Below are 22,394 nucleotides of genomic sequence, written 5' to 3' on the forward strand. Positions count from 1 at the left end.
CGACGCGGAAAGCGGGGTGGAAGACACCCGTCAAGGTTAGTGGTCACCGCGAAGCGGAAATGCACCTGGCCGGTCGGCCGATCCGGTCGGGTCCCGGGCATCAGCGGCCGGGGGTCAGCGGCCGGGGGTCAGGGCCGGGGGTCACCGTCGGTTCGTGCTCGACGATCCGGTGCTGCCGGCTCACCGCGAGGGCCTCGTTCACCCCGGAGCCGGGTGCGGCGGTGGACAACCACGGGATCACCGTGGTGCGCACGTCGAACGGCGACAACGCCCGGCGGTAGGACGGCGCATCGGCGAACTCCGCGACCAGCACATAGTGGTCGATCTCGTCGGTCGAGCGGGCGAACACCAGCCGGTCGCAACTCGGTTGGGCCGCGAACAACTCCAGCACGCCGGCCGGCGCCGGCTGATCGAATCGTGCCACCAGAACGAACACCGGCGTCAGCCGCGGGTGAACAGCGAGATTGCGATGGCGAGGCTGACCAGGACGGCGACCAGTCGAATGATCCGCACCGGTGGGTCGATCGCCTGCCATCGCAGCAGCAACCAACCGCCGGCGAACACGGCCGGCACCCCGACCATCAGGCCACCGGCGGTGCCGCCGATCACCAAGCCACCGATGAACAGGCCCAGGACGACCGCGATCACCAGCACGGCGGCCGGTTGGATCCTGAACGGCGCGCTGGCTGACCGGCGGTTGCGGGTACTCACCGGACCATTCTGAGGCATCGCCGAACGGTGGCCGGGAGCCGCGTCAGCGGGTGCGGCTCTTGCCGCTCTTCGCGTTGCTGCCCCGGCGGTCGAAGTACTGCCAGATGAGGGTGACGATCAGCGCTCCGACGAAGGAGCCGATCAGCCCACTGGGCCGGAAGGACAGTCCGTCACCGGCCAACAGGCTGACCAGCAGACCGCCGACGAAGGAGCCGACGAGACCGGAGACCACCGCCATGGTCCAGTTCACCGAAGCCATCTTGCGTCCGAGCACCATCTGCGCCAGGCCACCCACCAGGACCCCGAACACGATGATTCCGATAATCAGCATGGCATGACCCTAATGTGTCGGCGGCTCAGCCGGAGACCAGCTCCGGCACCGGCCCGGACGGGGTCCGGCGGATGTGCAGCCGGGTGGGGATCCGCTGCCGCAGGTCGTCAACGTGCGACACCAGGCCGACCGTCCGGCCGCCGGCCCGCAACTCGTCCAGCGTGTCCATCACCAGGTCGAGAGTGTCCGCGTCCAGGGTGCCGAAACCCTCGTCGATGAAGATGGTGTCCAGCACCCGCCCGCCGGACTCCCCGGCAACCACGTCGGCCAGCCCGAGGGCCAGAGCCAGCGACGCGAGGAAGGATTCCCCACCGGACAGCGTCTTGGCCGGCCGCACGGTGCCGGAGTGCGCATCGAGGATGTCCAGCCCGAGACCGCCACTGCGGCCGCGGGATTCGCGGCCAGTGGCATGTTCGAACGAGTACCGGCCCCCCGACATCCGCTGCAACCGGTCCCCCGCCACGATCGCTACCTGACGGAGCCTGGCGGCCAGCACGTAGCTGCGCAGCGACATCGCCCGATGGTTCTGGCCGCGGCCGGCGACCGCATCCGCCAACGCGCTGAGCTCGGCGTGCTCGGCAGCCACCGGCGCGAGGGTCCGGCGCGCGGCGGTCAGCGCGACGGCGGCCGACCTGGTCGCTGCCGCCACCCTGGTAGCGGTCTCCGCCGCCGCGATCGCCTGGTCGGCCGCCCGTTCAGCCACCCCGGCTCGCTCCCGAACCGCTACCAGGGCCGACGCGTCATCGTCCTCGGAGACGGTGATCCCGACCAGCTCGGGATCGGCCAACCGGGTCGTGACCGTCAGCCGGCGGTCCTGCCATGCCCTGATCCCGGCCGCCAGGGTGTCGGTGTCCACGGCCGCCGCTGCCGCGGCCGCGGCCAGATCGTCGAAGCCCGACTGCTCGACCGCGAGCTTGAGCGCCTGGCCGGCCCGGACCGTCACCGCGGTGGCCGAATGCAGCGAATCCAGGGCGGTCGACCACGTCTCGCGGGCCGCGGCCAGCTCGAGCAGATGAGCCCGGCGTTGCTGAACGCTGCCGAACGGTCGGGCCGCCACGCGCAGCCGGTCGGCCCGGTGCCGGACCCGATCGCCGATCGCCAGCAGTTCGGTCCGCAGCTCGGCCTGTCCGGCCAGCGACCGTTCCCGCTCCAGGCGCAACGCGTCCAGCCGGTCGCGCGCGGCCGCCAACGCGGTGCGGAGCCGTTCGACCGGCTCGGCGACAATCCGCTCCGCGTCCAGTCGCTCGCGGGCCGCACGAACCAGTTCGGCCGCCCGCTCGGCGTCGATGCCGCGAGCGGATCCCAGTGCGGCAGCGTGTTTCTCGGCCGCCCGCGACGCCGCCTGTTCGGCGGCCGCCCGCGCCTTCGCCGCCGCCCGCTCGGCCGTCACCATCGCGGCGATCGCCTCGGCCGGTACCTGATCGTCCGCGGCGGCCGCCGGCCGTGGGTGATCGGGCGAGCCACACACCTGGCACGCCTCACCGTCCGTGAGTCCGGCGGCCAGTTCGGCCGCCATGCCGGCGAACCTCAGCTCGGTGAGCCGGAGCCGCTCGTCGACCAGCGCTTGATGGCCCTCGACCGCGGTCGCGGTCCGCTCCCGGGCGACGATCAGCTCCGCAGCGAGCGTCGAGACGGATTGGGCGGCCACCGAGATTTCTTGGGCGGCACCGAGTTCGGCCTGCAGATGGTCGATCCGGCCGGCGGCCGCGGTGGCCACGTCCACCGCGGCGGACAGCTCCTTGATCCGGCCCGGCAGCGCCGACAGGTCGGCCTGCCGCGCGGTCTCTGCGTCCACCAGTTGGTTCAGTTCGGCCGTCGCCGCCTGCTCCGCCTGCCGGTCGAGGTCCTGGTTGCCGGCTTCCTCGATGAGCCCGGCCAGTGAGCCCGCGGTCTCCCGGTCCTGTCCGGCCAACCGCCGGAGCTGGTCGGCATCGGCCGGCCGACCGAACTGCTCGACCGCCTGGAGCAGGTCATCAGGATCGCGGCCGGCCGCATCCTCCCCGGATCGGGCCGCGACCCGCTCTGCGTCGGCGCAGGCGCGACGCTCGGCCAGCCTGGTTGCCTGCAGCTCCTGGTCGGCGCTGTCGGCGACGGCGGCGGCCCGCATCACCGGAGTTGCGAGCTGGGCGGCCGCAAGGGTCCGCTGATCGGCGAGCTGCTGCTCCTCCGAATCGTCCAGCTGCCGCTTCGCCGACAGCAGGTCCTTGAGTTGCGATTGCTTACGGGCCAAGGTCTCTGCAACTGCCAGGGCGGCTGCCGCTGCGGACCGTTCGCCCCTGGCGCGGTCGGACCCGACCGTCGCGTCGGCGGCGGCCGCGGCCAGCTCCGCCGTCAGCCCCGCCAGCTCGGCGTCGGTCAGCGTTCCGTCGGGCTCCCGCCCGCAGGCCTCGGCCAGCCGGGCGCCGGCCGAGGCGACCCGGCCGGACAGCGCCTGGACCTGCTGCGACGAAGCCCGCCGTAGCTCGGCGAACGCCGCTTCGATGTCGGCGAATCTTTCGGTGTCGAACAGCCGCTCCAGCAGGCCCTCTCGTTCGGCGGTATCGGCGCGCAGGAACCTGGCGAACTCACCCTGCGGCAGCAGCACCACCTGGAAGAACTGGTCGGCCGTCATTCCGAGCAGGTCCAGCACCACGTCGCCGACCTCGCGGTGCCCGGCGACACCCGGCAGCTCGCCGTCGGGGGCGTCGAGCCAGCTCAGGCTGACCTTCGCCCGCTCGGTGGTGACACCGTCTCCGCGGCTTTTCGCCCGGGTGTACTCGGGGTTGCGGACGATGGCCAGCCGCCGTCCGCCGACGGTCAGCTCGAGTTCGATCTCGGTCCTGGTGTGCGGGTCAGCACTGTCGCAGCGGAGTCGTTTGGCCTCGCCACGGGCCCCCGGAACCGTGCCGTAGAGCGCGAAGGCCACCGCGTCCAGCAGCGTGGTCTTGCCGGCGCCGGTATCGCCGTGCAGCAGGAACAGCCCGCCGCTGCCGAGCGCGTCGAAGTCGACCTCCACCCGTTCGGCGTAGGGCCCGAACGCCGTCATCGTCAGCCGATGCAGTCTCATCTGCCGACCGCCGCACCGGCCCTGGCCAGCCCGATCGCCTGATCGACGAAGGCTGTTTCCCGCTCGGACGGTCCGACCCCCCGACAGTCGTCCAGGAAGTCGGCGATCAGCTCGGCGTCGGAGGCGGCAGCAGCCACAGCCGCCCCGAACGACTCGACGTCCGGGTCGCCGGCCCCGGCCGGGGGTTCCCACTGCAGGGTCAGGGCATACGGGAACTTCGCCTTGAGCCGGCGCATCGCCTCCAACGGGCGCACCGGGTCGGTGAGCCGGACCGACAGATAGTGGTCGACCAGCTCCTGGTAACCGGCCAGCACCTCGGCCAGCGTTCCGCCGATCTCGGCCATCGGCCGCGGTACCGGCAGCGGCAGCGGCGTGGCCGTGGTCGCGCCGGCGGCGTCCAGCTCGATCAGCAGCGCGCCCTTCGATTGCCCAGCCTCGTTGAACGAATAGGCCAGCGGCGATCCGCAGTAGCGGATCCGATCGGTGACGGTCTGCGGCCGGTGCAGGTGCCCGAGCGCGACGTAATCCACTCCGTCGAACACGTCGGCCGTCACCGATTCGACGCCGCCGACCGCGATCGAGCGCTCCGAGCCGCCGGTGACCGCGCCGACGACGAAGGCGTGCGCGAGAACCACCGAACGGGCGCCGGGGCGGCCGGACAGGTCGGTGCGCACCCGGTCCATCGCGGCCGTCATCACCGCCTGGTGCGACGCCCGGCCCTGGAGGCCGAAACCGCGGCGGACCACCTCGGGCTCCAGGTACGGCAGCGGATAGAAGGCCACCGGACCGTGCTCGTCATCGATCAGCACGGGCTCACCGACGCCGGCAGCGGCGGTGCGCAGGTGCAGGCCACCGGCCGCCAAGAAATCGGCGAACGCGCCCAGGCGCGGTGCCGAATCGTGGTTCCCTGCGGTGGCCACGATCTGCGCACCGGCTGCCCGGATCTCGCCGAGTGCCGCGGTGAGCACGCCGACGGCATCGACGGACGGCACGGCGCGGTCGTACAGATCGCCGGGAACGGCCACCACGTCGACCGCGTGCCGGCGCACCAGCTCCGCCAGCGCGGCCAGCACCTGTCGCTGGTCGCCCAGCAGGTCCTGGCCGTGGAACGTCCGCCCCACGTGCCAGTCCGAGGTGTGCAGGATGCGCATGACCCTGACGCTATGGCCAAGCACCGACAGTCCCACCGGTTTGACCCCGCGTGTCGGCGCACGGCCGTCCGCCGGGGTCAGCCTTCGGAGACGGTCGCGATCCGGAATCCGTCCGGGGTCCTGGCCAACACCAGCAACCGGCGGCCCTGTTCCCGGGCGGGCGTGACGCCGATCGGAGCGCCCTGCATGTCCAGCACCTGGTAGCTCGGCAACAGGTCCGTCACCTCCAACCGGATGGTGGCACCGTCGGCGAGCAACCGGACCGCGAGGATCCGGTGGGCCGCTCCGCTGACCCGCACACCACGGTCCCGAAGCCGGGAAATCGTTGCGGCATCGGCCTTCCGGGCCGATGACCCGGCGGTGTACACCCTGTTCAGCAGCGCCGGGTCCCGCCTGGTCAGCGCGTTCGCCCTGGCCCGGTCCAGGCTGGTCGCCACCTCCGACCAGGTCGGCGCCACCGCCCGATCCGACGCCGGCGTTGCTGAGTCTGACGGCGGCGCACCGGTTTTCGACGACCGGGTATTCGTCGAGGTGGTCGTCGGTGACCGAGCTGTCGACGACCGGGCCCTGGACGACGAGGCCGTCGACGAGGTAGTCGACGACGACCCGTTCTCCGGCGAGCCGTTCGCCGACAGAGTTGCCGACGGCGCCGCGCCGGCCGACCGGGCGGACGCCGTAGCCGCGCCGGCCGGCGGCGCCGAGCTCCCCGCAGAGTGCCCGGCGCCGGCCCAGATCAACCCGGCCTGCACCGCCAGCGCACCGAGCACGATCAGCCCGACCACCACGGCGACGATGCGCATCGCCGGCCACCGGTGACCGGCCGACCATCGGCCCCGAACCGCACCGGCGGCGTGCCGGTGTCCACCGGCCGGTGCCGGGTCCGGCCGCCTGGCATCCGGCCGCAACCGGGTCCTGGACGCGCGGATCCGCCGCTGCGCAACCGATTCGTCATCCCGGCCCGCCGCGGGTGCCGGACCCGGCAGCACCGGCGGCGACGGAGGGTCGGCGGCCAGATCGACCGGTTCGGGGGCGCCCGACCTGGACAGGTCGACCACCAGCGACGCCGCGCCGGGACGCTTCTGGGGCACATCCAGCAGGGCGGCCCTGATCGCGGCCACCAGCGGGGCCGGCCCGTCGTCGTCCGCCGGGTCCGGCCACTGGCCGACGGTCGCCTGCACCACCACGTCCCGGAGGTCGTCCGCGTTCCAGGCCGGGCGGCCGGACAGACAGTGCAGGGCAACGGCGCCGAGCCCGAAGACGTCCGCCGCCGGGTCCGGCTCGGCGCCGCGGGCCACCTCGGGTGCCACGTAGCCGGGCGTCGCCGCCACCGGGATGCCGCAGTCGAGCGCCACCCTGGCGGCGCCGAGGTCCGTCAGCAGCGGCCGACCGGCAGCGTCGAAGACGATGTTCGCCGGCGATAGGTCGCCGTGCACGACGCCGCGTTCGTGGGCCGTGGCCAGCGCCGACGCGATCGGGATGAGCACCGTGAGCACCTCGGCCGGCCGAAGCCGGCCGCGGTTACCCAGCAACTCGGCCAGCGAGCCGCCGGCGGCCAGCGGCAGCGCCAGCGCGACCCGGTCGCTGTCGCAGACCAGCGCGGACACCCGCAGCAGATGCGGATGATCGACCTGGGCGGCCAGCGAAGCCTCCCGTTTCGCAGCCTGCAGCACCGCCTGGTACGGGCCGTCGAACACCTTGAGCGCCACCGTCGACCCGTCGGGCGCGACCGCTCGCCAGACGTCCGCGCCGGCGCCCTGGCCGATCAGCCGCTCGGTGCGGTATCCCCCGATCTCCATACCGGCTGACGGTAGGCCGATTCCGGCACCGGCTCGGAGTTGTCCACAACGGTGCCACGACGTCGGCGCCGGGCGACTCGGCAGGGGCGCGGGGTGGGGCCGGCCGACGCGGAACCGACGGCGGTTCTAGGCTGGGTCTTGTGCTGGCATCCGGTTCTGAGCCGACGTTCATCGAAGCAGGGCGAGTCGACTACCTGACCGCCTGGGAACGACAACGAGAGCTGGCCGCGGCCCGGGTGGCCGGTACCGGGCGGGACACCGTGCTGTTGCTGGAACACGACCACGTCTACACCGCGGGCAAACGCACCCAGCCGCAAGATCGGCCGACCGATGGCTCACCGGTGATCGACGTTGATCGCGGTGGCCGCATCACCTGGCACGGACCTGGTCAGCTGGTCGGGTATCCGGTGGTGGCGCTGGCCGAACCGGTGGACGTGGTGGCCTACGTCAGAATGCTCGAGCAGGTGCTGATCGAGGTGTGTGCCCAGCTGGGACTTGCCACCGGACGGATCGGCGGCCGCAGCGGCGTCTGGCTCCCGGCCGGATCCGGGCTGCCCGAGCGGAAGATCGCCGCGATCGGCGTACGAATCGCCCGTGGCGTCGCCATGCACGGCTTCGCGCTCAACTGCAATCCGGACCTGACGGCGTTCGACCGGATCGTTCCGTGCGGCATCGCCGACGCCGGCGTCACTTCGCTGACCCGCGAGCTCGGCCGTGCGGTGACGATCCAACAGGCGCTGCCGCTGGTCCGCGCCGAGCTGGCCCGCGGCTTGATGGGCACGCTGCCGATCACCGATGGGCTGATCGGGCGGCCGGCCACGGCCGCAGGCATCGATTGGCAGCTGGACCCCGCGTTGCGATGACGGCGCCACCGATGCGCGCGGAATTCCGGCTCGGCCGGACGGCTGTCGGCCAGTCGTGGAATGCTGGAGAGAACCGCGGCGCTGCACCGTATCGAGGAGCCGAATTTTCGATCCTGGTTGCGGTGGGTACCGGGTACCGCGCGGTCGACCCCCGGCCGCCGGAGAGGACGCTGCGCACTGCAGCGGCGAGCGACCGAACGACTGACGAGGAGCGGCGATGAGCGAGCGGCAGGCGGACCGATGAGCACCCCGACGTGGACCGAGGAATTGAAGGACCGCGCAGCCACCATCGCCGACAAGGTCGGTGAGGTCGCCACCGAGGCTGCCGGCAAGGTCGCCGAGCTGGCCGGCGACGCCGCCGAGGCGGCGGCTCCGTTGGCCGAGAAGGTGTCGGAGAATCTGGGCGACACCGTGCAGAAGGTCGGTCACAGCCTCGGCGATCGTGCCGACGAACTGACCGGGAAGGCCCGCAAGTCTGCGGCGAAGGCCGCGAAGCGGGCCAAGGCCAGGGCCGCCAGGGTCGAGCAGCAGCTCGGCGCGAGTGCGGGCGAGGCGCTGCAGCAGGCCAGGGGCAAGGTCAAGGGCAAGGCGACCAAGGGTGCCGCCGTGTTGGCGGCGAAGGCAGCGACCGCTGCCGGCAAGGCCGAGAAGGCCGCCGCCAAGGCCGCGAGCGACGCCGAGAAGGCGGCCGGCAAGAAGAAGAGCCACAAGGTCCGCAAGGTCGTCTTCTTCACCGTGATCGGTGGTGCCGTGTACGCCGTCGTCCGATTCCTGAAGTCGCCGGCCGACACGCCGCCGCCGGCCACCTCCGCGGCCCCCACCTACCCGGCGGCCCCGAAACAGGACACGAACGTCCAGACCGCCTCCGCTGACGCCGAGACCGACATCAAGTCCGACACCCCCGACACGTCGGTCGACGCCACCAGCAACGGCGGCAAGGCCACGGCCCGGGCGGTCGCGGACACCAGTGGCAAGCATGCCGCCGAGGGCGCCGCTGAGGCTGCGGCCGCCGCCGGCCCGGCAGGCAGGGCTGCCGATCAGGTGAAGGACTTCGGGCCGGACAGCCGGAACGCAACCGCCGACGGCGCAGCGCCCGATGGCTTCCCGATCAAGGGCAACGCCGGCTCCATGCTCTACCACAACCCGGGATCGGCGTTCTATGCCCGAACGGTGGCCGAGGTCTGGTTCCGCAACGCGGAGGCCGCCGAGAAGGCGGGTTTCAAACTGCCGCCGAGCCAGCGCAAGGACGCGAACAAGTAGTTCATCGGCGGCCCATCCACGCGATGGGCCGCCGCGCACCCGCACCGAACGATTGGACGAGGACACCAGTGACTCTTGCTCCCGAGGGCCGCAAGCTGCTGCGACTCGAGGTCCGCAACGCTGCGGTCCCGATCGAGAAGAAACCCGAGTGGATCAAGACTCGGATGCGCACCGGACCGGAATTCGCGAACCTGCAGTCGCTGGTCAAGAGCGAAGGCCTGCACACGGTCTGCCAGGAGGCCGGCTGTCCGAACATCTACGAGTGCTGGGAAGACCGCGAGGCAACCTTCCTGATCGGCGGCGACCAGTGCACCAGGCGCTGCGACTTCTGTCTGATCGACACCGGGAAGCCCGGCCCGCTGGACCGGGACGAACCGCGCCGGGTCGCCGAGTCCATCCAGAAGATGGACCTGCGTTACGCCACCATCACCGGCGTCACCCGTGACGATCTGGACGACGAGGGCGCCTGGCTGTACGCCGAGACGATCCGCAAGGTGCACGAGTACGCACCGAACACCGGCGTGGAGATCCTCACCCCGGACTTCTCCGGCAAACCCGAACTCCTGCAACAGGTTTTCGATGCCGCACCTGAGGTCTTCGCGCACAACCTGGAAACCGTGCCACGGATCTTCAAACGGATTCGGCCCGCGTTCTCCTACGACCGCAGCTTGGACGTACTCGACCAGTCCCGTCGGGCCGGCATGGTCACCAAGTCGAACCTGATCCTGGGGATGGGCGAGACCCGCGACGAGATCAGCCAGGCGCTGCGTGACATGCACGACGCCGGCTGCGATCTGGTGACGATCACCCAGTACCTGCGGCCGACGCCGCGGCACCACCCGATCGAGCGCTGGGTCAAACCCCAGGAATTCGTCGAATTGCAGGGCGAGGCCACCGAGATCGGCTTCGCCGGCGTGATGTCCGGTCCGCTGGTCCGGTCCTCCTACCGGGCCGGAACCCTGTACCGGCAGGCCATCGAGGCCCGGACGGCGGCCGGCGCCCGTCCGGCCGGCGCGCTACCCGTCGCCGGCCGGTGACCGCGGCCGCCCTCCGGCAGGTATCCAGCCACCAGGAACTGGTGGCCGCCGTCGGCGGCGACCCGTTCGTCCGCTACGAGATCGCCGCCGACCTGCCCCGCCCCGCCTGGGCGCTGGGTCGCAGCGCCGTGATGTTCCGTGACACCCACAGCGGCCTGCGGGGCGTTGCCGCGATCGGCGAACCGGACGAGCTCGCGGTGCTGCTCGGCGACCTCGCGGACCAGCCGGAGATCGCGAACCTGCAGACGGTGACGGTTGCCCGTGCGGCCCTGGCGACGATCGCCCAGGTGCTGCCGATCGGCGACAGCGGCGGCGACTGGGACTGGATGTGGACCGACGTCGCCCCGCCGGCGCAACCGGCGGAGGACCGGCTGGTCGTTCTCGACGACGTCGCCGATGCCGACGAACTGATTGCTCTCAACAGTGCCGACAACCCGACCGCCGAGAGTGAGCCGGGTACCGGGCGCACCGAAGTCTGGCTCGGCATCCGCGACGCCAAGGATGCGATCATCGCGGCCGGCGCCCTGCACCGCAACGCTGCCGGCACGCCGCACCTGACCGGGATCGTCACCGCGGCCGATCATCGGGGCCGGGGGCTGGGGGCCGCCGTCACCGCCGGTCTCACCCGGATCGCGCTCGAGGTGTCCGGCCGGTTCGCCGGCGTCAGCAGCCTGGGGGTGTACGCCGGCAACGACGGCGCCCGACGGATCTACCGGCGGCTGGGCTACCGGACCGCGCAGAAGCTCGCCAGCCGACGGATGACCACCCCGGACCGCGGGCCGGCCCGCGCCAGCAGCACGACCCGCTGATTCGGCGGCTGCGGCTGTGCGCCGTATCCTGTGAATATGGCGAAAACTGGCAGCACCTCCGGGTCCAAGGAGGAGAAGAAGGCGCTCAAGGCCGCTCAGAAGGCCGAGAAGAAGGATCGCCGCGGCCAGATGTGGCAGGCCTTCCAGATGCAGCGGAAGGAGGACAAGCGCCTCATTCCGTACATGGCCCTGACTATCGTGGTCGCCGCCGCGATCGTGGTGGGGATCGGCCTGCTGGTCGGCATCGCCTGGTTCTTCGCGTTGCCGTTCGGCCTGATCATCGGCGCCATGCTGGCGATGATCCTGTTCGCCCGCCGGGTCCAGCGCAACGTCTACAACAAGGCCGACGGCACTCCCGGCGCGGCCGCCTGGTCATTGCAGAACAACCTGCGGGGCAAGTGGCGGATCACCCCGGCGATCGCCGGCACCACCCACCTGGACGCTGTACACCGGGTGATCGGCCGCCCCGGAGTGATTCTGGTCGGTGAAGGAGCCCCGCACCGGGTCAAGCCACTGCTCGCCCAGGAGAAGAAACGGATCGCCAGGGTGGTCGGCGACACCCCGATCTACGACGTGATCATCGGCAATGACGAGGGTGAGACGCCGCTGCGCAAGCTCAACCCGTTCCTGATGAAGCTGCCCCGCAACATCAGTCCGGCCGCCGTCGAGGAACTCGACACCCGGCTGACGGCGCTCAAGGGTCGGTCGCCGCAGGCGGGCATGCCCAAGGGGCCGATGCCGGCCGGCGCGAAGATGCGCAACGTGCAGCGCTCGGTGCGGCGCCGCTAGTCCGAGCCCGGGTCAAGCCGACCAGAGCCGGGGTCAACCCTCGTCCGTTCGGCAATGCTCCGCTCCGCGGAGCATCGTCAAAGGCGCCGGTCAGCGACTGCGGATGACGACGGTCCGGCAGATGCGGTCGTGCAGCCCGCGCCCGTCCGCGTCCTGCAGCAACGGCGGGACGATGATGAAGGTCAGCGCGGTCCGCGGAATCGCCCACAGCCCGACGAATACCTTCCCGTTGATCGGTGCCACCCGGATACCGACCGCCGCCTGGCCGGGAGTGAAGCCGAAGCAGCCGACCGCGATCACCGTCATCGCCGCCCAGACCAGCAGCGACCAGTTCTGCGGCAGCGCCGGCTGGGTGAACAGCCAGCCGACGCCGAAGGCGATGGCCAGGTCGATCAGGAAGGCCAGGATCCGCGATCCCATCGAGGCGATCGAGCCGACCCCGGTCTTCGGCAGGGCGAGGCGCTCGCCAGGGTAGGCAGCGGCGTCGGGGGTGCTCACCGACTCAGTCTACGAGGCGGTCGGAACGGCTCAGCTGCTCGCGGATGGTGTCGCGTCCGGCGTTCTTGGCCCGGTACAACGCCTTGTCGGCGATCCGCAGCAACTCGGTCACCGTCCCGGTGGCGGCCAGCGATGCGATACCGAAGCTGGCCGTGACCAGGACGCCGTCCGGGAAGTGGGCGCCGGCCAGCTGCGCCCTGACCCGACCGGCGGCCGCGACCGCGACCGGCTGATCGCCCTCGAACACCAGCAGGAACTCCTCCCCGCCCCAGCGCGCCGTGACCTTCGCCCCCGCACCCCTGAGCACCTCGGCGACGCCGATCAGCACCTGATCGCCGACGTCGTGCCCATGCCCGTCGTTGATCGCCTTGAACTCGTCCAGATCCAGCAACGCGACGGCCACCGGCGCGCCCGACGCGGCGAGCCGGTTCAGTTCGTCCAGTGCCTGCCGCCGGTTGTCCAGGCCGGTCAGCTGGTCCCGATAGGCCATGGTGCGCATCCGCTCGGCCTCGACCCTGGTCCGCAGCAAGGCATCCTTGGACCTGGCCAGCGCGAAGACGAACACCGCGGTGATGCCCAGGTACATCTCGTACCTGATGAAGTCGATGAGCAGGGTATCGCCGGGTCCGTGGTGCGGTCCGAAATAGAGCAGACCGATGACGGAGGACACGACCACCAGCAGCAACGCGTTGCGCAGGGCAGGTCCGGTGTCGAACCACAGGAACGCCATCACCACCAGGATGGTCAGGCCCATGAAGATCGACGGCGACAGTCCCCGCCAGGCGACCTGCGGGTCGGCGGTGGTCGCCAGCCTGATGCCCATGCTGGCCAGCCAGAAGGCGGCGATCACCCAGAACGTCGACCGTTCGATCGCCACCACGTTGCGGTCGGCGCCCAGCCGCAACAGCATCCAGGCGACGATCAGATACCCGAACAACACGGGATAGGTGAACCGGATCACCGGCGACTGCTCCTGCTGCAGGAACCAGACGGCGGCGATCACTACCCAGCCCAGCGGTGCGAACACCAGGTAGATCCGGCGGCGGCTGGCCGGATTCATCTGCGCGGGCAGGCTGGGCCCGCCCCGGGCGGGGCAGTCAGATCGGGCATCCCCCGATTCTAGAACGAGCCGGACACCGGCCGATCCTCCCGGCGCATCCGTGTACCGGGGCACGGTCGGGCGTAACGCGCCGGAAACAACCGCGTCGTCGGCGGGCAACACCACCCGACTACGGTCGTTGTTGTTCGGCTCCCGGCCACGGCTGCGGGGCACGGCACCGTACGGCGCTTGGGCGCACCCGACCACTGTCGACCTTTCTAGGAGCGATCCCCGCGTGTTCACCACGAACGACGAATTGCTGAAGTTCATCGCCGACACGGACGTCGAGGTCCTCGACATCCGGTTCTGCGACCTGCCCGGTGTGATGCAGCACCTGACCGTCCCGGCCACGTCGGTGACTTCCGAATCGCTGGACGCCGGCATGGCCTTCGACGGGTCGTCCGTCCGCGGCTTCCAGTCGATCCACGAGTCGGACATGGTGCTGCTGCCGGATGTCACCACGGCCAGGGTCGACCAGTTCCGCAAGCGGCGGACACTGACGCTGAATTTCTTCGTGCACGATCCGCTCACCCTGCAGCCGTACTCCCGTGACCCCCGCAACGTCGCCCGCAAGGCCGAGGAATACCTGCGGAGCACCGGCATCGCCGACACCTGCTTCTTCGGCGCCGAGGCCGAGTTCTACGTCTTCGACGACGTGCGCTTCAGTTCCGACATGAACGGCACCTCCTACCGGGTCGACTCGGAGGCCGGCTGGTGGAACACCGGCCGCGAGGAGGAGGGCGGCAACCTCGGCTACAAGGTGCGGCCCAAGGGCGGCTACTTCCCGGTGGCCCCGTACGACCATTACGGCGATCTGCGCGACGACATGGTGGCGAACCTGATCTCCGCCGAGTTCGAGGTCGAACGGGCGCACCACGAGGTGGGCACCGGCGGCCAGGCCGAGATCAACTACAAGTTCAACACGCTGCTGGCCGCCGCCGACGACCTGATGATGTTCAAGTACATCATCAAGAACACCGGACACGCCGCCGGCAAGTCGGTCACCTTCATGCCCAAGCCGCTGTTCGGCGACAACGGGTCCGGCATGCACAGCCACCAATCGCTGTGGAAGGACGGCTCGCCGCTGTTCTACGACGAATCCGGCTACGGCGGACTGTCGGACACCGCCCGGCACTACATCGGCGGAATCCTGCACCACGCGCCGAGCCTGCTCGCCTTCACCAACCCGACCGTGAACTCCTACCACCGGCTGGTGCCCGGCTACGAGGCCCCGGTGAACTTGGTCTACTCGTCCCGGAACCGCAGCGCCTGCATCCGGATCCCGATCACCGGCTCGAACCCGAAGGCCAAGCGGATCGAATTCCGTTGCCCCGACCCATCTTCCAACCCGTACCTGGCGTTCGCGGCAATGATGATGGCCGGTCTGGACGGCGTCAAGAACCGGATCGAGCCGCCGGCCCCGGTGGACAAGGACCTCTACGAGCTACCGCCGGACGAAGCCGCCGGCATCCCGCAGGTGCCCGCCTCACTGCCCGAGGTGATCGACAATCTGGAGGCCGATCACGACTACCTGTTGGAGGGCGGCGTTTTCACCCCGGATCTGGTCGAGACCTGGATCCGGATCAAGCGCGAGCAGGAGATCGACCCGATCCGGCTGCGCCCGCACCCCTACGAATTCGCGCTCTACTACGACCTGTAAGTCACCTGCGGGACAACCCCGCTACGCCTTCGGGCGTAGCGGGGTTGTCCCGTCACAAAGCCCGACGTAGCGGGGTTGTCCCGGTGCCGTTCTTGACCGTCAGCCGACCGCCGTCGTCGCGCGGACGAACTGGATCTTCCAGGTCTGCGGCCCGCGCTCCAGATAGTCGATCTGGAAGGCACCAGGCGAACGCTGTTGGAGTTGTCCGAGCAACGGCACCGGGTCGTGGTTGGCTGCGATGATCAGGCCACCGCCCTCTCGCACCGCGTCGAGAGCGCCGAAGATCGTCGCGTGTCGGATGGCGTGCGGGATGGTCTGGACGTCCAACTCGGGGAAACCCGGCTCGTCGGCCGCGCCACAGGCGCAGCTCCCGCCGTGCCCGGCGGCGCCGTCGCCCGCGACCGCGGCAGAATCCGTTGTGCCGTCGGCCGATCCGTCCCGAGCGTTCATGGCGTCGTGCATGCCGTCGAGGATGTCGCCGATCGAGACACCGGGAGTACCGACCAGCAGCGGGATCACCAGTTCGTTCTCTTTGGCCAGGTGCACGTCGAAGAGGACTTTCAGCGCGCGTCCGGCGGCGGCCGCCCGCACGGCCTCGGTCGACCGCTCGATCTCGCGAACGAGGTCGACGATCGCCTGATGCTCGGCCAGCATCCCCTGGATCAGCAGCCTGCCCTCGACGGTCGCCTGCGCGGCCGGATACATTGCCGCCTCCTCGGCGAGGGCGTGCGGCACCAGATCCGCTGCGCACCAGAGGGCGAGATCATCGCGAGCGTCCTGAGCCGGCCCGGCATCGACGCGGCCGGCCGCGGCCAGCAGCGCCTCCACCTTGGCCGCCAATGCACCAGCCATCTCGGCGTGGTGGTCGACGACGGCCGACGCGGCCCGCGCGTCGCGTTCGTTCGATGCGATCAAGACATCCATGCCTTCTCCTCGGCTCCGGCCCGCGCATCCTGCGCGACCAACTCCTGCCACCCGTCCGGGCGGCGTCGCCGCTATTTTAGTACACTTGGTTCCGTGGAAAATAATCAGGGCCTCACCGGGATCGCCGACCGAATGGCGCGACCCGGCTTCGGACCCGACGGGGCGGCCCAGCACCGCGACCCCCGCCTGTCCCGGTCCCGGGCCGCAGTCCTGGGAACCCTCAGGGGCCAGCCAGAACCGACATCGCTGGCCGCGCTCTCGTCGGCGACCGGGCTGCACGTCAACACGGTGCGGGAGCATCTTGAGGCGCTGCTCGAACTCGACCTGATCGATCGCCGACAGGCACCGGTGTCCGGCCGCGGGCGCCCGGCCTGGCTGTACTTCGCGGTGGACGACACCGACCCGTCGGAGTACGCCGGGCTGGCCGCGGCCCTGGCTTCGGTGATCAAGCAGACCAGCCGAACGCCGACCGAGGACGCCATGCGGGCCGGCCTCACCTGGGGCACCGAACTGGCCGGCGATCGGCCAGAACCACCGGCCACCACCGGCATCCAGGCACGGCGCGCCGTGGTGACCCTGCTCGACGACCTCGGTTTCGAGCCACGGGCAGATGCGCGGGTGGACCGGGTACGGCTGACCCGATGCCCGCTGCTGGAGGCGGCCCGCAAGTATCCGGACGTCGTCTGTGCCGTTCACCTCGGCATCGTCAAGGGTGCGCTGCAGACTTACGGCACAGACCCGGATCGAACGAGTCTGACGCCGTTCGCCGAGCCCGGTGCGTGCTCACTGCGTTTGCTCGCCAAGGCCCCGGAGACGGACCTCCCGTGACGGCGACCTCGGTTCGCGGTCGATCTTCGGCCACCCCCGTCGATGGACCTCGCCCGCTCCATCGACTCGTCTTCCTGATTTCGGGCGGAATTGCCCTGCTGGCCGGGCTGGACGCCGCCCTGCTGATGATCGGGCTGTGGGCGCCGGTTGACCTCGCGCGGCTGCCGGAGGTTCACGGCATGCTGCTGGTCCTGGGTTTTGTCGGCACCGTGATCAGCCTGGAACGGGCGGTCGCGCTGCGCCGCCGGATCGGTTTCGCCGCGCCTGCTCTGCTCGGCATCGCGGCGCTCGCGCTGGTATCGCCGCTCCCCCTGCGCATCGGCCAGGCGCTGCTGGTGCTGGGGTCGGCCGCACTCGTGCTGCTCTACCTTCCGCTGTGGCGCCGTCAGCGCGACGATGCCGTGCTGGTCCAGAGTTTGGGCGCAGTGCTGGCCACCGGCGCGGCTGTCCTGTGGCTCGGCGGAGTATCGATCCCGGCCGCGCTTGCCTGGCTCGTCGGTTTCGTGGTCTTGACCATCGGCGGCGAGCGGCTGGAACTGGCCCGCTTCGCGATGGACCGGCGCCCACGCGAACTCATCGTCCTGCTGTCCGGAATCGTCGTCGCAGCGGTGCCGGCGGCGCTGTTGTGGCCGGCTGTCGGCTATCGAATCCTCGGTGCCGCCCTGCTCGGGTTGACGATGGTGCTGCTGATCCACGACGTCGCACGAAAGACCGTGCACGGCACCGGGTTGGCGCGATTCGCCGCGGCCTGTATGTTGGCCGGATATGGCTGGCTGCTGGTCGCGGGTGCGACCTGGTTCGTGCTGGGAGCGGCACCGTCTGGCAGCGCTTACGACGCGATCGTGCACTCGGTCTTCCTCGGCTACACGATCTCGATGATCATGGCGCACGCCCCCGTCATCCTCCCGGCGGTATTGCGTCGCCCGCTGCCCTACCACCCGGTGTACTACGTTCCCGCTGCGCTGCTACAGGTTTCGCTGATCATCCGGATCCTGTTCGGTGACGCCTGGGGTCTGCAGCCGGCCTGGCGTATCGGCGGTCTGCTCAACATCATCGCGCTGCTGGCCTTCGTCGTGCTGGTCGCGTCGAGCCTGGCCACGGCACCGGTGAACGGTGCGCGTCGATGAACTTGTCGATCAACCCGCGTCCGGGCCCGGTCGCGAGCGGGCCGCAACGCCGCGGGTTCTTCCCGGTCCGCGACCTACCGACCGTCCTGTGGCTGCTCGCCGCCGTCCTGACCGCGTTCTTCCATCAATGGTTGACGGCCCCGCGTTGGTTGATGATCCACCTGCTGCTGTTGGGTGCGGTGAGCCACGCCATCCTGGTCTGGAGCACCTACTTCGCCGACGCGCTGTTGCACACGCCGACGACGGAAGTGGGCCTGCGCAACCAGAACCGTCGATTGCTGCTGCTGAACCTCGGGGTGATCGTGGTGATCGCCGGCGTGCTGTCCGCCGATTGGTGGATCGTGGTGGCGGGCGCCGCCGCCGTCGCGGCGGCGGTCGGCTGGCATGCCTTGTCGTTGTGGCAAAGGTCGCGGCGAGCACTCGGCACCCGGTTCGGCGCAACGATCGGCTATTACGTCACGGCGGCAGCGTTGCTGCCGGTCGGTGTCACCTTCGGGGTGCTGCTGGCCCGCGAGCCCGCGGATCCGTGGCACGACAGGCTGGTCGTGGCCCACGCCGCGGTGAACGTGTTGGGCTGGATCGGGCTGACGGTCGTCGGCACCCTGATGACGCTGTGGCCGACGATGCTCCGGACCCGGATCGTCCCTGGCGCCGAACGTGCTGCGGCGCGGGCACTTCCGGTGCTGATCGGTGCCCTGGCGGTGATCGTCGCCGGAGCCCTGCTCGCCTCGCCGCAGGTTGTCGCCGTCGGTGTCGTCGGCTATCTGGTCGGCCTGGGCATCACCACTCCCGCTTTTGTGCTGGCGGCCCGGGCCAGGCCGCCAACGTCATTCCCGACCTGGTCGGTGCTGGCCGGGATCGGCTGGCTGCTGGGTTCGCTGATCACCGTCGCCGTCGGGTTCGCCACCTCGGCCGGCTGGTCGGCAGCGGGCTCGGTGTTCGCCGACGTCACGCCGTTGCTCGCCGCCGCGTTCGCCGGGCAGGTACTGCTCGGCGCGCTGTCGTACCTGGTTCCGGTCGCCCTCGGCGGGGGTCCGTCGGCGGTCCGGGTCGCCACCGGCGTCCTGGACCGGGGCGCCGCGCTGCGGATCGTGCTGGTCAATGTCGGAATTCTGCTCTCCACGCTGCCGGCGCCCACCGTGGTCAGGGTGATCGCCTCCGCCGTGGCCCTGGTCGGGCTGGCGTCGTTCATCCCGCTGCTGCTGATGGCCCTGCGGGCGTCCCGTCGGGTCAAGGCCGTGGCCGCGGCGGCCGGTTCGCCGCCACCGCCGCGCCGGCAGCTGGTCGAGGAGGACCCGCCCCGGGTGGGCCGCCGAAACGGTCAGCTGGGGGTCGGGTTGGCGGTGATCGTGTTGGCGGTCGCCGCCGGGGTGGCGATGGATCCCGCCGGCCTGGCCGTCAACGGCGCCCGACCGTCGGCGACGGCCGGCATTGCCGCCACCGGGCAGACCACCACCGTCGCGGTGGCGGCGAAGGACATGCGGTTCACCCCCGACACCATCAGCGTGCCGGCCGGGAACCGCCTGGTGATCGTCGTGACGAACACCGACGACCAGGACGTACACGACCTGGTGCTCGACTCCGGAGCCGACAGTGGGCGCCTGCGTCCCGGCCAATCGGCGACCGTCGACGCCGGCGTCATCGGGCGCAACGTCGACGGCTGGTGTTCGGTGCTCGGCCATCGGCAGATGGGCATGGTGCTCACCATCGAGGTCACCGGCCGGTCGGCCGCCGAGGCGGCCGGCACCGGATCCGGGGCCGGCTCGACCGACCAGCACGGCCAGCATTCGCAGCACCAGGGCACGCCGACCGATCCCAGCGGCATCGACTTCATGGCCGAGCCGCCCAAGGACTTCGTCGCCCATGACGCGACCCTGCCGTCACTGTCCGCGGACAAGGTGCACCGGGTGACGTTCGACGTCGAAGAACTCGACAAGCAGGTCGCCCCCGGTGTCACCGCGCATCTGTGGACCTACAACGGTTCTGCGCCGGGTCCGTTGTTGCACGGTCGGGTCGGGGACACCTTCGAGGTGACGCTGGTCAACAACGGAACGATCGGTCATTCCATCGACTTCCATGCCGGCGCGCTGGCGCCCGACCGGCCGATGCGGACGATCGCACCGGGAGAGTCCTTGCTCTACACGTTCACCGCGACCAAGGCCGGGATCTGGATGTACCACTGCTCCTCGATGCCGATGTCTGCCCACATCGCGAACGGGTTGTTCGGCGCGGTCGTCATCGAGCCCGACGGGCTGCCTCCGGTCGACCGCAGCTACGTGCTGGTCCAGTCGGAGCTGTACCTCGGGGCGAACGGCGAACCGGTCGACGTGGCCAAGCTCGCGGCCGAGAAGCCGGATGCCGTGGTGTTCAACGGTTACGTCAACCAGTACGACCATCGGCCGCTGACCGCCCGGGTCGGTGAGCGGGTCCGCATCTGGGTGCTCGATGCCGGGCCGAACCGGCCGACGTCGTTCCATGTGGTCGGCGGGCAGTTCGACACGGTGTGGGCCGAGGGCCACTATCTGCTGCGCAAGGGCGAGGGTGACGGCGGATCCCAGGCGCTCGGCCTGATGCCGGCCCAGGGAGGCTTCGTCGAGTTGACGTTCCCCGAGGCCGGGCACTACCCGTTCGTGTCCCACCTGATGGTCGATGCCGAACGCGGCGCGCACGGGGTGGTGGAGGTTACCGGGTAGCGCCGGTCGGTCCGGGGGTCAGCTGGTCGGGTCGGTGACCTGGCCGAGGAACAGCGGGCAGTTGGTGGTGGTGTCGTGGATCAGGTACAGAAACGGCCGGTCGACGGTGAACTCGATCGGCGGATCGGCCGGACCCGGTGCGGCACCCGCCTCCATCCCGACGACGGTTGCCGCCGCGGCCTCGGTGCCGTGCTCGTCGACCGAGATCCTGGCCTGGTGGATCACCACTGTGATCTCCAACGGCTCGGGGCCATCGGACACGCCTGGCAACGGCACGTCGAAGGCCGGTCCCATCCCGAGTGCCTTCAACGGGTCGGTCAGATCGACCCCGAAGTCGGTCTTGAAGCCGGGCATCGTCAGCGCCACCGGCGTGTTGCCGCCGCTGCAGGCAGCGGCGAGGGTGGGCCCGTCCAGCGCCTTCGCGACGGCGTCGAAGGCACCGGCCGCCGGCAGCAGGATGGTCATCGCGAGGTCTCCCCCGACGTACGGCAGGCTCACCGCCTGCCAGTTGTCGCCGGTGGCATAGTCGAGGTGCCGGGTACCGCCCCTGAGCTGCTCCACCTGTACCGTGCTGCCGGCCGCGGTGGTGAAGGGCGTCTTCTCGGTTGCCTTGTTCAGTTCGTCAGCCCATTGCGCCTTGAAGTAGAGCGCATTCACCAGGGCCAGCCGCCACCGGTCGGTGACCCTGCCGGCGCCGAGCAGTTCCGGGATCAGCTCGTGGGTCTTGCCGGACACCCAGGCGTTGATCTGCTTCCGGGCGGCCTCCGGGTCGGCCTTGTAGTCGGTGCTGTACAGCGCGCTGTCGTAGCCGGCGGCCACCGCGTCCAGGAACTCCGTGCGCAGCGGTGTTCCCTTCTGCACGAACAGCGAGTTCGCCGGGCTGACGATCGCCGGGTCGCTCTGGCGTCCGGACGACTGCTTGGCCGATGCCGCCACGGCGGCGGCGACGGCGGCATCGATCGCCGTGACCTGGGCGGCGATCGCGGCGCCGTCACCCCCGAGCACCTTGCTCATCGCGGCCAGCGCCGCGCCGTCGGCGCCCAATTCGGCCATGCCGAGGGCGGCCATCACCGAGTACGGGCTGATCACTGCGTTCTGCTGATCCTTCACCGAGGTGGTGAACAGCTCGGCGGCGAACCGGCAGAAGTTCTCCGTGGTGGCGTCCGCCGGCGCCGCCGTCATCCGGGCCGCGGTACCGCGAATCTCCTGACCATCCGGAACCTGCTGGCCGCTCGCACCGCCGCTGCTGACCGGGATGGCACTGCCCGGTTCGGTGCCGCAGCCGGCCAGCAGCGCGGCGCCGATGGCCGCCCCGAGGGCGAGGAAGCTGCGACGAGGTAGCAGGGTGGGGTTGCTCATTCGGTGGTCTCCTGACGGTGGTGATGCTCGACCGCGACTGGTCCCGGCGGTGCCAGTGGGACGCACCGCACCCACCGATCGGTTGCATGCCAGGATGGTGACATGCCGATCTACGCCGTGCAGTACGACTACCAGCCCGACCGGGACGCCGATCGGGATACCTATCGCCCCGAACACCGCGCCTACCTGCAATCGCTGCAGGACGCCGGCACCGTTCTACTGCGCGGCCCGTACACCGACGCGGCCGGTGGCCCGGGGGCCCTATTGGTCGTCAGGGCGGAATCGCCGGACGCGGTTGGCGCCGCCCTCGACCCCGACCCGTTCAACCGCGAGGGGCTGATCCGGAACCGCACCGTTCGCGAGTGGACTCCGGTCGGCGACCATCCTCTCGGCTGAGTCGCTGCGACCCAACG

20 protein-coding genes are annotated in these 22,394 nt (G+C 70.5%); 10 read left to right on the top strand and 10 right to left on the bottom strand.

Annotation, left to right across the window (positions count from 1 at the left end; genetic code table 11):
• Positions 1–100: 100 nt before the first annotated feature.
• The 6 genes from K340_RS33700 to K340_RS26595 all read right to left on the bottom strand — a co-directional run bounded on the left by K340_RS33700 (position 101) and on the right by K340_RS26595 (position 7,035).
• The gene (locus K340_RS33700; RefSeq protein WP_154674004.1) at positions 101–424 is read right to left on the bottom strand and encodes an antibiotic biosynthesis monooxygenase; all 324 of its coding nucleotides are present in this window, start codon (positions 422–424) and stop codon (positions 101–103) included.
• Between the two features lie 17 nt (positions 425–441).
• Positions 442–711, bottom strand: coding sequence for a hypothetical protein (locus tag K340_RS0101140; protein ID WP_029135352.1), 270 nt, complete (start codon positions 709–711; stop codon positions 442–444).
• 43 nt (positions 712–754) lie between these two features.
• On the bottom strand, positions 755–1,042 hold the full coding sequence (locus K340_RS0101145; RefSeq protein ID WP_029135353.1) for a GlsB/YeaQ/YmgE family stress response membrane protein: 288 nt from the start codon (positions 1,040–1,042) through the stop codon (positions 755–757).
• A gap of 25 nt (positions 1,043–1,067) precedes the next feature.
• Complete coding sequence (locus tag K340_RS0101150; protein WP_029135354.1) at positions 1,068–4,088, bottom strand: AAA family ATPase; 3,021 nt, start codon at positions 4,086–4,088, stop codon at positions 1,068–1,070.
• Complete coding sequence (locus K340_RS0101155) at positions 4,085–5,239, bottom strand: exonuclease SbcCD subunit D (RefSeq protein ID WP_029135355.1); 1,155 nt, start codon at positions 5,237–5,239, stop codon at positions 4,085–4,087. Before K340_RS0101155 ends, K340_RS0101150 begins: the two co-directional genes overlap by 4 nt.
• A gap of 77 nt (positions 5,240–5,316) precedes the next feature.
• The gene (locus tag K340_RS26595; RefSeq protein WP_037362158.1) at positions 5,317–7,035 is read right to left on the bottom strand and encodes a serine/threonine protein kinase; all 1,719 of its coding nucleotides are present in this window, start codon (positions 7,033–7,035) and stop codon (positions 5,317–5,319) included.
• Between the two features lie 140 nt (positions 7,036–7,175).
• On the opposite strand from K340_RS26595, the gene lipB reads away from it, so the two are divergent.
• From lipB to K340_RS0101185, 5 genes are all read left to right on the top strand, one after another.
• Positions 7,176–7,898, top strand: a complete 723-nt coding sequence (lipB, locus tag K340_RS0101165; protein WP_029135356.1) for a lipoyl(octanoyl) transferase LipB — start codon at positions 7,176–7,178, stop codon at positions 7,896–7,898.
• A 240-nt stretch (positions 7,899–8,138) separates the two neighbouring features.
• The gene (locus tag K340_RS33705) at positions 8,139–9,158 is read left to right on the top strand and encodes a sunset domain-containing protein (protein WP_051264735.1); all 1,020 of its coding nucleotides are present in this window, start codon (positions 8,139–8,141) and stop codon (positions 9,156–9,158) included.
• A 68-nt stretch (positions 9,159–9,226) separates the two neighbouring features.
• Positions 9,227–10,195 carry a lipoyl synthase gene (gene lipA / locus K340_RS26605; RefSeq protein ID WP_037362164.1) on the top strand — a complete coding sequence of 323 codons (969 nt, stop codon included), beginning with the start codon at positions 9,227–9,229 and terminating at the stop codon, positions 10,193–10,195.
• Positions 10,192–11,004: a GNAT family N-acetyltransferase gene (locus K340_RS33710; RefSeq protein WP_051264737.1), complete on the top strand. Its 813-nt coding sequence runs from the start codon at positions 10,192–10,194 to the stop codon at positions 11,002–11,004. The genes lipA and K340_RS33710 overlap by 4 nt, the downstream gene beginning before the upstream one ends.
• A 36-nt stretch (positions 11,005–11,040) precedes the next feature.
• Positions 11,041–11,793, top strand: a complete 753-nt coding sequence (locus K340_RS0101185; RefSeq protein WP_029135357.1) for a DUF4191 domain-containing protein — start codon at positions 11,041–11,043, stop codon at positions 11,791–11,793.
• A gap of 90 nt (positions 11,794–11,883) precedes the next feature.
• On the opposite strand, the gene K340_RS26615 is transcribed toward K340_RS0101185, so the two are convergent.
• Together K340_RS26615 and K340_RS33715 are read right to left on the bottom strand one after the other, a co-directional pair.
• Positions 11,884–12,291: an RDD family protein gene (locus K340_RS26615; RefSeq protein ID WP_037362168.1), complete on the bottom strand. Its 408-nt coding sequence runs from the start codon at positions 12,289–12,291 to the stop codon at positions 11,884–11,886.
• A gap of 4 nt (positions 12,292–12,295) precedes the next feature.
• Positions 12,296–13,351, bottom strand: a complete 1,056-nt coding sequence (locus K340_RS33715) for a GGDEF domain-containing protein (protein WP_051264740.1) — start codon at positions 13,349–13,351, stop codon at positions 12,296–12,298.
• Positions 13,352–13,625: 274 nt separating this feature from the next.
• Between K340_RS33715 and glnA the strand changes: the two genes are divergently transcribed.
• Positions 13,626–15,050 (top strand): type I glutamate--ammonia ligase, encoded by a 1,425-nt coding sequence (gene glnA, locus K340_RS0101200; protein WP_029135358.1) that lies wholly within the window; start codon positions 13,626–13,628, stop codon positions 15,048–15,050.
• A gap of 99 nt (positions 15,051–15,149) precedes the next feature.
• Here the strand turns inward: glnA and K340_RS0101205 are convergent, their stop codons facing one another.
• On the bottom strand, positions 15,150–15,974 hold the full coding sequence (locus tag K340_RS0101205) for a DUF2249 domain-containing protein (protein WP_029135359.1): 825 nt from the start codon (positions 15,972–15,974) through the stop codon (positions 15,150–15,152).
• A gap of 93 nt (positions 15,975–16,067) precedes the next feature.
• On the opposite strand from K340_RS0101205, the gene K340_RS0101210 reads away from it, so the two are divergent.
• The 3 genes from K340_RS0101210 to K340_RS0101220 are packed head-to-tail and all read left to right on the top strand — an operon-like array spanning position 16,068 to position 20,622.
• Entirely contained in the window at positions 16,068–16,802 is a 735-nt protein-coding gene (locus K340_RS0101210) for a helix-turn-helix transcriptional regulator (RefSeq protein WP_029135360.1), read from the top strand.
• Positions 16,799–17,929, top strand: coding sequence for a hypothetical protein (locus tag K340_RS0101215; RefSeq protein ID WP_211229200.1), 1,131 nt, complete (start codon positions 16,799–16,801; stop codon positions 17,927–17,929). The genes K340_RS0101210 and K340_RS0101215 overlap by 4 nt, the downstream gene beginning before the upstream one ends.
• Entirely contained in the window at positions 17,926–20,622 is a 2,697-nt protein-coding gene (locus K340_RS0101220; protein ID WP_029135362.1) for a multicopper oxidase domain-containing protein, read from the top strand. The genes K340_RS0101215 and K340_RS0101220 overlap by 4 nt, the downstream gene beginning before the upstream one ends.
• 18 nt (positions 20,623–20,640) lie before the next feature.
• Here the strand turns inward: K340_RS0101220 and K340_RS26625 are convergent, their stop codons facing one another.
• Positions 20,641–21,981: a serpin family protein gene (locus K340_RS26625; protein ID WP_051264744.1), complete on the bottom strand. Its 1,341-nt coding sequence runs from the start codon at positions 21,979–21,981 to the stop codon at positions 20,641–20,643.
• Positions 21,982–22,083: 102 nt separating this feature from the next.
• On the opposite strand from K340_RS26625, the gene K340_RS0101230 reads away from it, so the two are divergent.
• Positions 22,084–22,377 carry a YciI family protein gene (locus K340_RS0101230; protein WP_029135363.1) on the top strand — a complete coding sequence of 98 codons (294 nt, stop codon included), beginning with the start codon at positions 22,084–22,086 and terminating at the stop codon, positions 22,375–22,377.
• The last annotated feature ends 17 nt before the right edge of the window (positions 22,378–22,394 follow it).

The organism is Nakamurella lactea DSM 19367, from assembly GCF_000426645.1.
Lineage (GTDB): Bacteria > Actinomycetota > Actinomycetes > Mycobacteriales > Nakamurellaceae > Nakamurella > Nakamurella lactea.